This window comes from Pseudomonas sp. DCA-1 (assembly GCF_046523955.1).
GTDB classification, from domain to species: domain Bacteria; phylum Pseudomonadota; class Gammaproteobacteria; order Pseudomonadales; family Pseudomonadaceae; genus Aquipseudomonas; species Aquipseudomonas putida_Y.
In genome coordinates, this window is sequence record NZ_CP169881.1 from 1028532 (window position 1) to 1044231 (window position 15700).

The window sequence follows — 15700 nt, forward strand, 5'->3', positions numbered from 1 at the left end:
CATCGCGCGATTTTTTGCCCAGCGCTTTCTAAACTCGTTCTCGTGGTCAGGGTCTATGCCTGAGCACGGATGAATCGTCATTTTCAGCTTTTACACTCGCTCCGCTGCCTGCGGGGCAGTGTCTTCGACTTATCTATAGGGGACTTGAATGTCCGTACGACGCACACGCAAAGACGATGGTAGCCAATGGACCGTGGCCGACAGCCGCAGTGTTTATGGCATCCGCCATTGGGGCGCTGGTTATTTCGCCATCAATGAAGCCGGGCGCGTCGAAGTGCGCCCCAACGGCCCTCAAAGCGCTCCGATCGACCTGTTCGAACAGGTCGACGAACTGCGCCAGAGCGGCTTGTCGCTGCCCTTGCTGGTGCGCTTCCCTGACATTTTGCAGGACCGTGTGCGCCAGCTGACCGGTGCCTTCGACGCCAACATCGCGCGCCTGGAATACCAGAGCCAGTACACCGCGCTGTACCCGATCAAGGTCAACCAGCAGGAAGCGGTGGTGGAAAACATCATCGCCACGCAAAACGTTTCCATCGGCCTGGAAGCCGGCTCCAAACCCGAGTTGCTGGCAGTGCTGGCGCTGGCGCCGAAGGGCGGCACCATCGTCTGCAATGGCTACAAGGACCGTGAGTTCATTCGCCTGGCGCTGATGGGTCAGAAGCTTGGCCACAATGTGTTCATCGTCATCGAGAAAGAGTCGGAAGTGGCCCTGGTGATCGAAGAGGCCGCCGAGCTCAAGGTGAAACCACAGGTTGGCCTGCGCGTTCGCCTGTCGTCGTTGGCCTCGAGCAAGTGGGCCGACACCGGTGGCGAGAAGTCCAAGTTCGGTTTGTCCGCCGCCCAGTTGCTTTCGGTGGTGCAGCGCTTCCGCGATGCGGGCCTGGATCAGGGCATCCGCCTGCTGCACTTCCACATGGGTTCGCAGATCGCCAACCTGGCTGACTACCAGCACGGTTTCAAGGAAGCCATCCGTTATTACGGCGAACTGCGTGCGCTGGGCCTGCCGGTCGACCACATCGACGTGGGTGGCGGCCTGGGTGTGGACTACGACGGCACCCACTCGCGCAATGCCAGCTCGATCAACTACGACATGGACGACTACGCCGGCGTGGTGGTGGGCATGCTCAAGGAGTTCTGCGACGCGCAGGGCTTGCCGCACCCGCACATCTTCTCCGAGAGTGGCCGTTCGCTGACCGCGCACCACGCCATGCTGGTGATCCAGGTAACCGACGTCGAGAAACACAACGACGACGTACCGACCATCGAGAACAAGGAAGCCCTGCCCGAGACCGTGCAGTGGCTGGTCGACCTGCTTGGCCCGACCGACATCGAGATGGTCACCGAGACCTACTGGCGCGCCACCCACTACATGGGTGATGTGGCCGCGCAGTACGCCGATGGCAAGCTGAGCCTGGGCGAGAAGGCCCTGGCCGAGCAGTGCTATTTCGCCGTGTGCCGCCGCCTGCACAACTCGCTGAAAGCCCGCCAGCGCTCGCACCGCCAGGTGCTGGACGAGCTGAACGACAAGCTGGCCGACAAGTACATCTGCAACTTCTCGGTGTTCCAGAGCCTGCCAGACACCTGGGCCATCGGCCAGGTCCTGCCGATCATCCCGCTGCACCGCCTGGACGAAGAGCCGATGCGGCGTGCGGTATTGCAGGACCTGACTTGCGATTCCGACGGCAAGATCAACCAGTACGTTGACGAGCAGAGCATCGAAACCAGCATGCCGGTGCATGCGGTGAAGGAGGGTGAGGATTACCTGCTGGGCGTGTTCCTGGTGGGTGCCTACCAGGAAATCCTGGGTGACATGCACAACCTGTTCGGTGATACCGATTCGGTGAACATCTACCAGAATGCCGACGGCAGCGTGTACCACGCCGGTATCGAAACCCACGACACCATCGAAGACATGCTGCGCTACGTGCACCTGTCGCCGGAAGAGTTGATGACGCATTACCGCGACAAGGTTGCCAGCGCCAAGATCACTGCGCGTGAGCGGACCCAGTATCTGGATGCCTTGCGCCTGGGCTTGACCCGGTCTTCGTACCTGTCCTCCTGAAATGCAAAGGGGCCGTTGCGCGGCCCCTTTGACTATCACTCTCGGTGAGACGTCGCGGTGAGTTCGATTGTAATAGGCAATACTGCGCCACCCTCTTCGAGAAGAGTGGTACTCGAATAGCTGTAGACCTGCTCCTCAGTCCGCGCCGTTATTTTCAGGCCCTCCACGTGCAGCACGGCGCCCGATTGTCGAGTGACCAGGAAAGGCGTCAGCCTTTCAAGGCCCTTCAAGACCTGATCATCGTGCTGTTGTTTTTCAGCCACAAAGTACAAGTAGATCAGCGGCACTGTCGCCCCACCAGCATCGCTGAGCACCTCATAAATGGCACTCTGCTTGCCAATTGGAGTTTCAGAAACAATCTTGGTCAACACAGGCCTTGCATCTCTGGAGAAGATCCATAGGGTTTGACCGAGGATAAGCAGAAGCAGGCAAGCAATCAGCCATCTAATACCCGTATGACTTGGCATATTCGATCCCTTTCTTGATCCATTCCTGATCCTCGGGGTCGTCGCCATAAGGGGAGCTGCCCCACCATGATCCAAATGCTGAATTACTGGTCCCCGCGCGGCTCTGTGCCCATCCCGCCCCCCTCAACAGGAATTCCTCCGAAAGGCCAGCAGCAGTTCCAGTTGCGCCATAATTGAAATTACCTAAAGCCTCATATTGCCTTCCCTGTTGCTTGTAATCCCACTCGCCTCGATTACGAACCTTCGAATAGAACCACGACACTAGAAAAGCACTGCCGCCATTTTTAAAGTAGTTACGCTCTTTGCTTGCAGCGTGCATGTTGCTAAGTACTGAGACACCTGATGGCGCGGGTGGAGGGTACATGATGGCTCCTTGCTCATAGGCCGTTGGTGTGAGCCCCCTCCATGGGTTCTGCTTTTATCGGCCAGAGGCTTGGAAGCAGTCAATCGAGCATATTTTTCATATTGTGTTTCCGGGCCCTGTGACCCACTTGTCCTCCAGTTTCAGTTTCCATCCAACCCACCCCAACGTCACCGCCCGCAACCCCATGAACCCAAGAAACGCCATCCACAACCCATGGTTGCCCAACCCGCTCATGGCCACTGCCACCGGCAGCGCAATCAACACCGAAACCAGCATTGCATTTCGCATTTCCCGCGCCCGGGTCGCGCCGATGAACAAGCCATCCAGCAAGTAACTCCACACCGCGATCAGCGGCAGCAACGCCAGGTAGGGCAAATACGGATAAGCCGCCGCCCGCACACTTTCGATGTCGGTCTGCAAGTCGATGAACAGGTGCCCACCCAGCAGGAACAGCCCGGCAAAGCCCAGGCTGGTGATCAGTGACCAAGCACAAGCGACCACCAGCGAGCGGCGCAAGGTGTCGCGGTCACGGGCACCAATGGCATGGCCGCACAAGGCCTCCACCGCATGGGCCAGCCCATCCAGCGCATAGGCCGTCAGCAGCAGGCCATTGAGCAACAGGGCGTTGGCCGCCACGGTCGCTTCGCCCAGGCGTGCGCCTTGCACGGTAATCAGCAGGAACACCAGTTGCAGCGCCAGGCTACGCAGGAAGATGTCGCGGTTCACCGCCAGCAGTGGCCTCCAGGCCTGCCAGCGCTTGAGCGCTGCCCACACGATCTGCCCCGGGTAGGCCCGCAGGGCCGGGCGGGTCAGGGCCAGGCCGAGCAGGGCGGCAGTCCATTCGGCAATCACCGATGCCCGCGCCGAGCCCAGTACACCCCAGTCCAGGCCCAGCACGAACCACAGGTTCAAGGCGATGTTCAGCAGGTTGGTGGTCAGCAGGATTGCCAGTGGAGCCCTGGCGTTCTGCGTGCCGAGGAACCAGCCGACCAGCGCGTAACTGGCCAGCGCCGCAGGCAGGCCAAGCAGGCGGGTATGGAAGAAGTCTTCGGTGGATTGCTGCAGGGCTGCGCTGGGTTGCATCGCATGGAGTGCCAGCTGGCTGAAGGGCAGGGCCAGCAGGCCGATCAACAGGGCGAAGCCGACCGCCAGCAGCAGCCCTTGCACCAGGACCTGGCGTAGCGCTGCACCGTCGCCACGGCCGGCGGCCTGAGCAGCGAAGCCGGTGGAACCCATGCGCAGGAAGCCCATCAGGCCGACCATGAAGGTGAACAAGGTGGCGCCCACAGCTACCGCGCCCAATTGGTGGGCGTGCGGGAGATGACCGATGACCGTGCTGTCGACCAGCGCCACCAGCGGTACCGAGATGTTGGACAGGATCATCGGCGCGGCCAACGCCCAGACCTTGCGGTGGGTGGGGCGGTGGCGCCAGTCGGCAGCGAGTTGGGGCATGTGCATTCCATGAGATTTTGGGGCCGCTGTGTGCCCCTTCGCGGGCTTCCGCCCCCACAGGAAAGTGTTGCTCTGGTGGCCGGCGCCAAACCCGTGGGAGCGGGCGAGCCCGCGAAGGGGCGCAACGCGGCCCCCTTTTAACGAATGGCCACAGTGTACCGACCAGGCAACCATTTAGCGCGACCATGGTCTGACCTGGCGCGCAACGCCGGGTGCTGCACCTGACGTTGCGCTATAGTTGCTGCCCTCACGTACACGCTGCCCAAGAGTTCCTATCTCATGTTCAACAAAGGATTGTTGCTGGCCTGCGCGCTGGCGTTGCTCAGTGCCTGTGACTCTTCCACGCCGGGTAAACCAGCACCGGCCGAGAAGTCTATGGCACCCGCGCCCGCCGAAGCCTCCGCCCCCAAGCGTGAGGACCCGACCGTGCTCGCCAAGCGCTACGAGGGCCGCGAACTCACGGTGCTGGACGTATCGGAAGTGCAGCTCGATGGCGCGGCAACGCTGTCGATCAGCTTTTCCGTACCGCTGGATGCCAAGCAGGACTTCACCAACAAAGTGCACCTGGTCGACACCGTCAAAGGCAAGCTCGACGGTGCCTGGGAACTCTCCGACAACCAGATGGAGCTGCGCTTGCGCCACCTGGAGCCGCAGCGCAAGCTGGTGCTGACCGTCGACAAGGGGCTGCTGGCAGTCAATGGCAAGCAGCTGGACAGCGAGTCGATCACCCGCCTGGAAACCCGCGACATGCAGCCGACCATCGGCTTTGCCAGCCGCGGCTCGCTGCTGCCTACGCGTCTGGCCGAAGGGCTGCCGGTGATTGCCCTGAACGTCGACAAGGTGGATGTCGAGTTCTTTCGCGTCAAGCCAGACATGCTCTCGACTTTCCTGGCCAACTGGGGGCGCAACAGCAGCCTGTACTACTACCAGTCCAAGGAAACCCTGGACATGGCCGAGCTGGTCTACAGCGGCCGCTTCGATCTCAACCCGGCACGCAACACGCGTGAGACCGTGTTGTTGCCAATTGCCGGCATCAAGCCGTTGCAGGCGCCAGGTGTGTACCTGGCCGTGATGCGCGCCTCGGGTACCTACGATTATTCTCAGCCGGCAACCCTGTTCACCCTTAGCGACATCGGCGTGTCGGCCCACCGCTACCGCGACCGCATCGACGTGTTTGCTCAAGCCCTGGAAGGCGGCAAAGCGTTGAGCGACGTCAACCTGGAAATCCATGATGAAAAGGGCAAGCTGCTGGCCCAGGCCACTACCGATGGCAAGGGGCATGCCCAGCTGCCAATCACGCCCAAGGCCGATACCCTGATCGCCACCCAGGGCGTGCATACCACGTTGTTGCGCCTGAACACCGCAGCCCTGGACCTGGCCGAATTCGACATCACCGGGCCTCAGGCCAACCCGCTGCAGTTCTTCATCTTCGGCCCGCGCGACCTGTACCGCCCGGGTGAGACGGTGCTGCTCAACGGTCTGCTGCGCGACCAGGACGGCAAGCCGGTCAAAGCCCAACCGGTGAGCGTGGAAGTGCGTCGCCCGGATGAACAGGTGAGCCGCAAGTTCGTCTGGGAAGCCGACAGCAATGGCTTGTACCAGTACCAGTTGCAATTGGCCACCGAGGCCCCGACGGGCCGTTGGCAACTGCTGCTCGACCTGGGGGGCGGGCGCAAGCAGGTCTATGAATTTCTTGTCGAAGACTTCCTGCCCGAGCGCCTCGCGCTGGAACTCAAGGGCAGCAGCAAACCGCTTTCGCCGGATGAAGATGCGCGCATCCAGGTCAATGGCCGTTACCTCTATGGCGCCCCGGCCGCCGGCAATCGCCTGAGCGGTCAGGCCTATGTACGCCCGCTGCGTGAGGCGGTACCGGCGTTGCCTGGCTACCAGTTCGGTTCGGTCACCGAAACCGATCTGAAGCAGGACCTGGAACTGGACGAGGTCACCCTTGACCAGGCCGGCAAGGCGGTGGTCGATATCGAAAGCCGTTGGGCCGAAGCCCGCTCTCCGCTGCAACTGACCGTGCAGGCCAGCCTGCAGGAGTCGGGTGGCCGGCCGATCACCCGGCGCCTGGAGCAGCCTATCTGGCCGGCTGAGCGCCTGCCGGGCCTGCGAGGCCTGTTCGAAGGTGAGGAAACTGATAGCAACGGGCCGGTGGAATTTGAATTCCTGCTGGCCGACCGCGACGGTCACAAACTGGCGGCCGATGCGCTCAAGGTGCGCCTTGTTCGCGAACGCCGCGATTACTACTGGAATTACTCGCAAAGTGACGGCTGGAGTTACGCCTACAATGAGAAATTCCTGACCCAGAACGAAGAGACGATCAGCGTCAAGGCAGGTTCCACTGCCAAGCTCAGCTTCCAGGTTGAATGGGGCCCTTACCGCGTCGAGGTCGAAGACCCGCAGACCGGTCTGGTATCCAGCGAGCGCTTCTGGGCCGGCTATCGCGCCCAGGACAACGCTGAGGGCGGCGCGGTGCGACCGGACCAGGTCAAGCTGGCGCTGGACAAACCCTCCTACGCCGATGGCGCTACCGCCAAGGTCACCGTCACCCCGCCCGCTGCGGGCAGTGGCTACCTGATGATCGAGTCCAGCGATGGCCCGCTGTGGTGGCAGGAAATCGATGTGCCCGCCGAAGGCAAGACCTTTGACGTGCAACTGGACAAGGCCTGGGCCCGCCACGATCTGTACATCAGCGCGTTGGTTATCCGCCCTGGTGAGCGCAAGGCCAATGCCACGCCCAAGCGCGCCGTGGGCGTGCTGCACCTGCCGCTGGACCGCGCCGAGCGCAAGCTTGCGCTGAGCCTGCAGGCACCGGAGAAAATGCGACCGAAACAGCCGTTGACGGTGAAGATCAAGGCCGCTAACGCCGATGGCAGTGTGCCCAAACAGGTGCATGTGCTGTTGTCGGCGGTGGACGTGGGCATCCTCAACATCACCGATTTCAAAACCCCCGACCCGTTCGCCAGCCTGTTCGGGCGCAAGGCCTATGGTGCCGATCAACTGGACATCTACGGCCAATTGATCGAGGCCGGGCAGGGCCGCCTGGCCAGCCTGGCGTTCGGTGGTGACGCAGCGATGGCCAAGGGGGGCAAGCGACCCAACACTACGGTAACCATCGTTGCCCAACAGAGCCTGCCGGTGACGCTGGACGACAAGGGTGAGGGCCAGGTCACGGTCGATATCCCCGACTTCAACGGCGAACTGCGGTTGATGGCCCAGGCCTGGACCGAAGAGCACTTCGGCATGGCCGAAGGCAAGACCGTGGTCGCCGCACCGTTGATTGCCGAGCTTTCGGCCCCGCGCTTCCTGGCCGGTGGCGACCGTACCAGCCTGGCACTGGACCTGGCCAACCTGTCCGGCCGCGCTCAGCAACTGAACGTCGAAATCACCACAGAAGGGCAACTGAGCCTGGCGGCCAACGCCGTGCAGAGCGTTAGCCTGGGCGAAGGGCAGCGCTCGACGCTGATGATTCCGGTGCAGGCCCAGGGTGGTCTGGGGCAGGGCAAGGTGCATGTCCGGGTGACTGGCCTGCAACTGCCGAACGAGCCGATCACAGCGTTCGAGCGTGACTGGACGCTGGGTGTGCGACCGGCCTACCCGGCAATGCTCAAGCACTACCGTGTGGCCCTGAAGGACCAGCCGTGGACCCTGCCCGAAGCAGACCTGGCCGCCTTCGAACCCGCTGGCCTGGAAGCCAGCCTGGCCTTGTCGAGCCGGCCGCCGCTGAACCTTGCCGAGCAGATTCGCGCGCTGCAAGCCTACCCCTACGGCTGCCTCGAACAGACCACCAGTGGCCTGTACCCCTCGCTGTACGCCGATGCCGACAGCCTCAAGCGCCTGGGCATCAAGGGCGAGCCGGCAGATGTGCGCAAGCGCAAGATCGAAATGGGCATCGAGCACTTGCTGGGGATGCAGCGCTACAACGGCAGCTTTGGCCTGTGGAGTTCGGACAGCGAAGAAGAGTACTGGCTCACCGCCTATGTGACCGACTTCCTGCTGCGTGCCCGTGACCAAGGTTACGGCGTGCCTGCCGAGGCACTGAAGAAGGCCAGTGAGCGCCTGCTGCGTTACCTGCAGGAACGCAACCTGATCGAAGTCGACTACAGCGAAAATGCCGACCACACGCGCTTTGCCGTGCAGGCCTATGCGGCGCTGGTGCTATCGCGCAGCCAGCAGGCGCCGTTGGGTGCCCTGCGCGGCCTGTTCGAACGTCGCGCCGATGCCCGCTCCGGTCTGCCGCTGGTACAACTGGCGGTGGCGCTGGACAAAATGGGCGACAAACCGCGTGCCGAGCAAGCCTTGCAGGCGGGCCTGGGCATCAGCCGTGGCAAAGGCTGGCTGGCCGATTACGGCAGCGCCCTGCGTGACCAGGCGCTGATCCTGGCACTGCTGCAGGAAAGCAACCTGGCCAGCAGCCAGGTCGATCAGCGCCTGTTCGCGTTGTCGGATGAACTGGCGGCCAACCGTTGGCTGTCGACCCAAGAGCGCAATGCACTGTTCCTCGCGGGCCGTGGCCTGCTGGGCAAGCCGGAAGGCCAGTGGCAGGCACGCCTGGACAGCGCCGGTGAAGTGCGCGAGTTGAACAATGCCGAGGCCGGTATGAAGCTGGAAGGCCCGTTACTGGCCTCGCCACTGAGCGTGCAGAACGAGGGCAGCGAGACGTTGTACCAGCAGCTGACTCTGTCGGGCTACCCACGACAGGCGCCTGCTGCTGGCGGCAACGGCCTGCAGATTCGCAGAGAGTACCTGGGCATGAATGGCCAGCCGCTGGACCTGCACAACCTGCGCAGTGGCGACCTTGTGCTCGTGCACCTGGCGCTGAAAGCTGAGGACCGCGTGCCGGACGCGCTGGTGGTGGACCTGCTGCCGGCAGGCCTGGAGCTGGAAAACCAGAACCTGGCTCAAAGCGCCGCCAGCCTGGACAATGCCAGCAGTGCAGTGAAGGCGTGGCGCGAGTCGATGCAGAACGCCAGCGTGGTGCATCAGGAGTATCGTGATGACCGTTATGTCGCGGCGCTCAAGCTCGACGGCTATGGCACCACCCACCTGCTGTACCTGGCGCGAGCGGTGACCCCTGGCACCTACCGCGTGCCGCCGCCGCAGGTCGAGTCGATGTATCGGCCGAACTTGCAGGCCGTGGGGGATGGGCAAGGGGAGATGACCGTGAAAGCCCGCTGACGCAGCACGCTTATCTGCAGGAGCAGCCGCGTGCTGCTCCTGCAAGGGTATGCCATTGTGCGTTCAGTGAATCACCCAGCTCATCACCCATAGCCCCAGCACCAGCCAGATGATCCCGAGGATGATCGAGGCGCGCATGAATGCGCGGATTGCCGAGTACAGCAGCATCAGGCCGATGATCAGGGCCAGGATGCTCAGCAGCGAGGTGTCCATGCCCAAGGTGCGCGACAGACCATCGATGAAGTTGCCACCGGCATTGGCCAGCAGGTTGAACAGCCCGCTCAATGCGTCGACGATGAAGCGGATCAACGACCCCAGTGCCTGGCCCAGCCACTCGAAAAAACCTTCTACATGCATAGTTGCTTCCTGATGAAAAAATCGGCGAGGTTGTCGTCCCAAAGCCTTTGGCCATTACCTGGCCAGGTCGGTTCCCGATGCCAAGCTTAGCGCGACCACGCAGCCGTGCGGGCAGGTTGTTGCGTGCTGCATTGATCAGTTTGCTGGTGCTGGGCGGCCTGTTGTGGCTGGCTGATCGTATCTGGCCGCTGCCGCTGCCGGGTGATGACCTGGCCCGGGTAGTGCTGGCCGAAGACGGCACGCCGTTGTGGCGCTTTGCTGATGCTGATGGCGTGTGGCGCTACCCCGTAAGCCCCGAAGAGGTTTCGCCGCTTTACCTGCAGGCCTTGCTGACTTACGAGGACCGTTGGTTCTACAACCACCCAGGGGTCAACCCGCTGGCCTTGGCCCGCGCGGCCTGGCTGAACCTGCGCGGCTGGCGTGTCGTGTCGGGCGGCAGCACATTGTCGATGCAGGTGGCACGCCTGCTCGACCCGCACGACCGTACCCTGGTTGGCAAACTGCGCCAGCTATGGCGCACGTTGCAGCTGGAATGGCACTTGTCCAAGCGCGACATCCTGCAGATCTACCTGAACCGCGCACCTTTCGGCGGCACGCTTCAGGGCGTGGCGGCAGCCAGCTGGGCGTACCTGGGCAAGTCCCCCCGGCACCTGACACCTGCCGAAGCGGCATTGCTGGCCGTGCTGCCCCAGGCACCCAGCCGGCTGCGCCCGGACCGCCACCCCAAGCGTGCCCAGCGTGCCCGGGACAAGGTGCTGCAGCGCCTGGCTGAATACCAGGTATGGCCGGCCCAGCAAATCCGCGAGGCGGCCGAGGAGCCGCTGGTGCTGGCGCCGCGGCAGGAACCGGCCCTGGCGCCATTACTGGCCCGGCGCCTGAACCGCGCGGACAGCCCGCCGCTGATCCGCACCACGCTTGACGCTGCGCTTCAGCGGCGCCTCGAAGACTTGCTGCTGGGCTGGCGCGCGCGGCTGCCGGAGCGTACTTCGGCCGCCATTCTGGTGGTTGAAGCGCAGAGCATGGCGGTGCGCGCGTACCTGGGCTCGGTAGATTTGTCTGATGAGCGCCGCTTTGGCCATGTCGACATGGTGCGCTCGCTACGTTCGCCCGGCTCCACCCTCAAGCCTTTTCTCTACGGCATGGCGCTGGACGATGGCCTGATCCATTCCGAATCGCTGTTGCAGGATGTTCCGCGACGCTACGGCGACTACCGCCCCGGCAACTTCTCCATGGGTTTCAGCGGGCCTGTGTCGGCCAGCTCGGCGCTGGCCCTGTCGCTCAACCTGCCCGCCGTGCAATTGCTGGAAGCCTACGGCCCGAAACGCTTTGCCGCGCAACTGCGCATGGCGGGCATGCCGCTGATACTGCCGCCCCTTGCCGAGCCCAACCTGTCGTTGATCCTGGGGGGGGCCGGCAGCCGGCTGGAAGACCTGGTCGGCGGCTACGCGGCGCTGGCGCGGGGGGGCAACAGTGCGCAGGTGCGCCTGCAGCCACAGGCCCCCTTGGTGGAGCACCGGTTGCTGTCGCCAGGGGCGGCGTGGATCATCCGGCGTATCCTCAGTGGCCAGGCGCGCCCGGACCGCGACCCGCACGCCGAACTGGTGCAGCGCCCGCAACTGGCCTGGAAAACCGGCACCAGCTACGGCTTTCGCGATGCCTGGTCGATTGGCGTGGGGCCGCGCTACCTGATCGGCGTATGGATTGGCCGCCCCGACGGTACACCGGTACCCGGGCAGTTCGGCCTGGCGTCGGCGGCGCCGCTGATGTTGCAGGTGCACGATCTGTTGAGCAATCGCGACAGCCAACGCGGCATCAGCGTCCCTGTAGAGCGGGTACCTGCGAATATCGGTGTTGCGGCGATCTGTTGGCCGCTGGGCCAGCCGATGAGCAAGCAGGACACCAACTGTCGGCGTCAGCGCTTTGCATGGACCCTGGACGGCACCACGCCGCCAACCTTGCAGGCAGCCGACCAGCCGCTGGGCCTGGGCTTGCGTGAAAAAGTGTGGGTCAACGAGCAGGGCTTGCGGGTCGATGGTAGCTGCCCGGGCGCCAGGGCTCGTGACATCGCCCTGTGGCCGGCGCCACTGGAGCCGTGGCTACCCCGTGTCGAGCGGCGCCTGGCGCGATTGCCGGCCATCGACCCGGCCTGCCCGCCGCAGGCGCCGGCCAGTGCACCACCGCTGTCGATCGTCGGTGTGCGCCCAGGCGACAATCTGCGTCGCCCGGCCACCAGCACTGAGCCGCTGCAATTGCAGGTCTCTGCCTTGGGTGGTGGTGGACGGCGCTGGTGGTTCCTCAACGGCCAGCCGCTGGGTGAAACCCAAGGGCAAGACAGCCTGTTGCTGCGTTTGCCACAGGTCGGGCAGGCTGAACTCAGCGCGCTGGACGAAAGCGGTCAGACGGCGCGGGTGGCGTTCCAGGTCAGCGAGTAGATGTTCGACGGCAGCCGGGCCAGCACCTACGCTTGCAAGTGACGGGTGTGGCCGGCTGGTGCCCCGCAACCCATGGGAACATGGAGTGCCCTATGTGTCCTCTGCTCGTGCCCCTGATGTTGCTGCTTTGGGCACTTGCTGCCCACGCCGAGCCGTTGCCGGGGTTTCTCGACAGCCATGAATACGAGCGGCGTCTGCCCAGCGCCAACCTGCCGATGACGGACTACTCCCCTGTGCGCCCCAGCATACGGCTGGCAGGGGCGGCTATCGACAATCCCAGCTGGGCCCCGGCCAACACCCGGCTGGTGCTGCATAAAGTGCGCTTCGAGGGCGGCACGGTGTTCCCCTTGGGCGACCTGCGCGAACACTATCAGCCGCTGATCGGGCGCGAAACCACGTTGGGTGAATTGCAGCAATACACCCAGCGCCTGACCCAACGCTACCGGCAGGAGGGCTACTTGCTGTCGTATGCCTACCTGCCGCCTCAGGATGTGGCCGATGGCAGGGTCAATGTGGTGCTGGTCGAAGGTTACGTACGTGATTACCACGTGGACGGCGATATTGGATCGGCCAATGAGTATTTGCAGCAGTTGCTGGCGCGCATCGAGGCCGAGCGCCCACTGACCCGCAAAACGCTGGAGCGCTATCTGGGCCTGGCTACGCGCATGCCAGGGGTCGTGGTAGAGGCCGAACTGGCAATGGCGCGTGCTGCCGATGGTGTCGCCCAGCTGACCGTGCATGCACGGCGCAAGCCACTCAGCGCCGCTGTGACCGTGGCCGACTCCAGCCGTGATGCTGCACAGGCCCTGATCACCGTAGCCAGCAATGCCCAGACCCGCCATGGCGAACGCGTAACGGCCAGCTGGCTGCTGCCCCCTGGCAATGACCGGGTCTACTACCAGCGTCTCGATTACAGCCAATACCTGGACGCCGCCGGAAGCCAACTGCTGCTGTCGGCGTCGCGCTACCGCAGCGAGCCCGGCACGCGCATACGTTTGGACGATGGCCGCGATATCACCCGCAAGCACGACAGTGAGCGCTATGCGATCGGCCTGCGTCAGCCGGTGGTTGTAAGGCCGAATGAGTGGCTGGCGGTGCAGGGCCACGTGTATTCAGTCAGTGAGCATGGTGAAGACCGGATGGCCGAACAGCCACCGTCTCGCAAGTACGACACCTATGTGCGGGCGCTGTCATTTGAAGGTGACTGGCGCATGGTGGAGCAGGGGCGTTTGCGTATCGTCAGTGCCGGGGTCCATCAGGGGCTGGACTACCTGGGAGCACGCAGCGATGCTGACTACGATCTCGATTTCCTGCGCTTGCGGCTTTCCGGTCTGCAGAGCGACAGGCTGTTGGATAACTGGCAGGGGGTGGTGTCCGGGGCGTTGTACTGGAGTGATGATCGATTGCCTGACAGCGAGCGAGCGGGGTTTGGCGGGCAGAATTTCGGGCGCGGTTACCCGCGCGATCAGGCGGACGGTGACAAGGGCTGGGGGGTGGCTTACGAGCTCAACTACAGCGTGCGCAGTAGCTGGCTTGCGCGGGTTCAACCCTATGCGGTGGTGGATACCGCTCAGGCCTGGCATAACCGGGGGCCGGTGGAGGACGCCCATCTGGCTTCGGTGGCGCTGGGTGTGCGGTTAGGGGGTGGGCACTTGTTCAATGTGGCGCTGGAAGTGGCCAAGCCGTTGGCGGATGTGGCGCTGGATAGCCTGGACCGTGGGCCTCGGCTGACATTGAACCTGGCAATTCAGTTGTAGCAGGCAAATATGGGCTTGCCGGAGCAGCGTTTCGCAGCGCGGGGCTGCTCCAAAATGGTGTGCCGCGCCTTCACTCAATGGGTCGTGAACCGCTGGTGCACGGGCGACGAGCTGGGGGGCAGCGCAAGAGCCAGTTGGGTGCGGTTGTGCATATGCGTCAAACGCAATACCTGAGACACATAGAGCTTCACGGTGTTTTCGGTAATGCCCAGTTCGCAGGCGATCTGGTAATTGGTCTTGCCCTTGCCTACCAGGCGCGCCACTTCCAGCTGGCGTGGTGACAGTTTCTCGAACGCTGCCGGTAGCTCGCTTTCGCTTTCTTCTGCATCACTGGCACGCCGGTGGGCACCTTGGCCACGGGCTTTTTCCAGGTCCTGATACAGTTCGTCCACCGACTCGGCCAGTTCCTGCAAGCGCTGGTTCAAGCCACCCAGATCACTGAGGTTGCGCCGCCGCTCCAGCAAGGCCTCTTCCTGCCGGCGGACGCCTTCCAGCAGTTCATCGAGGTCCATCGGCTTCTGGTAGTAATCGGCGAAACCTTCGCGTAGCGCCCGGATCAAGTCCTGCTTCTCGGCACGCCCAGTCAACATGATGGCTTCGAACATGCGCTGGCTACCGTTGATCTCTTTCAATGCGCGTACCAGCTCGATGCCATCCCGATCTGGCATGTGCAGGTCACAGATGAGCAAGCCAATAGTCGGGTCTGCCACATAGTGCTCGATGGCTTCGTCGGTTGAGAGGGCTGTAACGCAGGCATAGCCCTTGGTTTCGAGGAATTCACTCAGTTGCTCGACAATGACCGGTTGGTCATCAACCACCAACACCTTCACTTCACTCACTGATCTGGACACGATCAACTCCCTGTTCTTATACGGCCCTGCTCCCATGCCAGACGCTCTGGCAGCTTAAAAGTAGTCGCACCAGGCGACAATGTACAAGGTGTGTACAAGTCATCGGACCACTGGAAGGCTTATTGGATCCATACGGCCGTCAGAAGAAAACCTGATAACACATAGGGGACAAATGCCTGCTTATCACCCATTTCCTCGGTCAGTTCCTGCAAACGTTTTTTCACTTTGGGGTTGAGCAGCGTCCACAGACGCCGGCGTGTCAGTAGCCAGACCAGCACACTGACGCCCGCGCCAATGAAGGTGCCGAGCACATACTGCGGGCTGGTGGCCAGGGCCAGGGCGCCCATCAGCTTGACGTCGTCGGCACCGAAGCGGCCGAGCATGTAGCCTGGCAAGGTCAGCAGCATGACGATGGCCAGCGCCCAGCCGGCATCGCTGGCATCGGCGCCTATCCAGCTGTGACCAGTGCTGAACAACCAGGCCAGGGCGCAGCTCGCCACCCCCAGGGTCAGCACGTTGGAGATCTGGCGTTGACGCACATCCTGTTCGGAGCACAAGGCAAGCCACAGCAGGAGAACAATGCTTTGCATTGGCAGGTCGCCCTTCCCAAATGTTGAACACATCTACCCGGTCAGTCAGGTTTCCTTAAATGAAGATAGACGGGAACATGCGGGGGAGTGCAGTTGGCAATAGAAAAAGGCGCTGTCGAAACGGATTTTGTCGCAGTTGACACAGGCCTGGCAGGGGTTGCAGTCGTACTTGGAATCGCGATCTCTG

10 protein-coding genes are annotated in these 15700 nt (G+C 63.0%); 4 read left to right on the forward strand and 6 right to left on the reverse strand.

The annotated features are described in order from the left end of the window. Positions 1 to 148 precede the first annotated feature (148 nt). Positions 149 to 2062 carry an arginine decarboxylase gene (gene speA, locus ACE4QZ_RS05015; protein WP_010951840.1) on the forward strand — a complete coding sequence of 638 codons (1914 nt, stop codon included), beginning with the start codon at positions 149 to 151 and terminating at the stop codon, positions 2060 to 2062. Positions 2063 to 2097: 35 nt separating this feature from the next. Here speA and ACE4QZ_RS05020 read toward each other — a convergent pair whose 3' ends face one another. The 3 genes from ACE4QZ_RS05020 to ACE4QZ_RS05030 form a co-directional block, all read right to left on the reverse strand. After that, complete coding sequence (locus tag ACE4QZ_RS05020; RefSeq protein ID WP_021783966.1) at positions 2098 to 2529, reverse strand: hypothetical protein; 432 nt, start codon at positions 2527 to 2529, stop codon at positions 2098 to 2100. After that, complete coding sequence (locus ACE4QZ_RS05025) at positions 2507 to 2893, reverse strand: polymorphic toxin type 44 domain-containing protein (protein ID WP_172402827.1); 387 nt, start codon at positions 2891 to 2893, stop codon at positions 2507 to 2509. The genes ACE4QZ_RS05020 and ACE4QZ_RS05025 overlap by 23 nt, the downstream gene beginning before the upstream one ends. A 96-nt stretch (positions 2894 to 2989) precedes the next feature. Continuing rightward, positions 2990 to 4345 (reverse strand): MATE family efflux transporter, encoded by a 1356-nt coding sequence (locus tag ACE4QZ_RS05030; protein WP_103463363.1) that lies wholly within the window; start codon positions 4343 to 4345, stop codon positions 2990 to 2992. Between the two features lie 279 nt (positions 4346 to 4624). Here ACE4QZ_RS05030 and ACE4QZ_RS05035 point away from each other — a divergent pair, with 279 nt between their 5' ends. Further along, positions 4625 to 9526 carry an alpha-2-macroglobulin family protein gene (locus tag ACE4QZ_RS05035; RefSeq protein ID WP_410480405.1) on the forward strand — a complete coding sequence of 1634 codons (4902 nt, stop codon included), beginning with the start codon at positions 4625 to 4627 and terminating at the stop codon, positions 9524 to 9526. 63 nt (positions 9527 to 9589) lie between these two features. Here the strand turns inward: ACE4QZ_RS05035 and ACE4QZ_RS05040 are convergent, their stop codons facing one another. Next, a complete protein-coding gene (locus tag ACE4QZ_RS05040; protein WP_004577004.1) occupies positions 9590 to 9883 on the reverse strand; it encodes a hypothetical protein in 294 nt (97 codons plus the stop codon). Between the two features lie 77 nt (positions 9884 to 9960). Between ACE4QZ_RS05040 and pbpC the strand changes: the two genes are divergently transcribed. Continuing rightward, positions 9961 to 12315 (forward strand): peptidoglycan glycosyltransferase PbpC, encoded by a 2355-nt coding sequence (gene pbpC / locus ACE4QZ_RS05045; protein WP_103463361.1) that lies wholly within the window; start codon positions 9961 to 9963, stop codon positions 12313 to 12315. Positions 12316 to 12407: 92 nt separating this feature from the next. Next, positions 12408 to 14072, forward strand: a complete 1665-nt coding sequence (locus ACE4QZ_RS05050) for a ShlB/FhaC/HecB family hemolysin secretion/activation protein (protein ID WP_103463360.1) — start codon at positions 12408 to 12410, stop codon at positions 14070 to 14072. A gap of 74 nt (positions 14073 to 14146) precedes the next feature. Here ACE4QZ_RS05050 and ACE4QZ_RS05055 read toward each other — a convergent pair whose 3' ends face one another. Together ACE4QZ_RS05055 and ACE4QZ_RS05060 are read right to left on the reverse strand one after the other, a co-directional pair. Next, positions 14147 to 14923 (reverse strand): response regulator, encoded by a 777-nt coding sequence (locus ACE4QZ_RS05055; protein WP_410480406.1) that lies wholly within the window; start codon positions 14921 to 14923, stop codon positions 14147 to 14149. Positions 14924 to 15042: 119 nt separating this feature from the next. Next, a complete protein-coding gene (locus ACE4QZ_RS05060; protein ID WP_021783972.1) occupies positions 15043 to 15513 on the reverse strand; it encodes a prepilin peptidase in 471 nt (156 codons plus the stop codon). Between the last annotated feature and the right edge of the window lie 187 nt (positions 15514 to 15700).

What these genes read in the sequence shown, in the direction of transcription:
- speA (WP_010951840.1), top strand. Translation starts at nt 149, where the DNA reads ATGTCCGTACGACGCACACGCAAAGACGATGGTAGCCAATGGACCGTG.
- ACE4QZ_RS05020 (WP_021783966.1), bottom strand. Translation starts at nt 2,529, where the DNA reads ATGCCAAGTCATACGGGTATTAGATGGCTGATTGCTTGCCTGCTTCTG.
- ACE4QZ_RS05025 (WP_172402827.1), bottom strand. Translation starts at nt 2,893, where the DNA reads ATGTACCCTCCACCCGCGCCATCAGGTGTCTCAGTACTTAGCAACATG.
- ACE4QZ_RS05030 (WP_103463363.1), bottom strand. Translation starts at nt 4,345, where the DNA reads ATGCCCCAACTCGCTGCCGACTGGCGCCACCGCCCCACCCACCGCAAG.
- ACE4QZ_RS05035 (WP_410480405.1), top strand. Translation starts at nt 4,625, where the DNA reads ATGTTCAACAAAGGATTGTTGCTGGCCTGCGCGCTGGCGTTGCTCAGT.
- ACE4QZ_RS05040 (WP_004577004.1), bottom strand. Translation starts at nt 9,883, where the DNA reads ATGCATGTAGAAGGTTTTTTCGAGTGGCTGGGCCAGGCACTGGGGTCG.
- pbpC (WP_103463361.1), top strand. Translation starts at nt 9,961, where the DNA reads ATGCCAAGCTTAGCGCGACCACGCAGCCGTGCGGGCAGGTTGTTGCGT.
- ACE4QZ_RS05050 (WP_103463360.1), top strand. Translation starts at nt 12,408, where the DNA reads ATGTGTCCTCTGCTCGTGCCCCTGATGTTGCTGCTTTGGGCACTTGCT.
- ACE4QZ_RS05060 (WP_021783972.1), bottom strand. Translation starts at nt 15,513, where the DNA reads ATGCAAAGCATTGTTCTCCTGCTGTGGCTTGCCTTGTGCTCCGAACAG.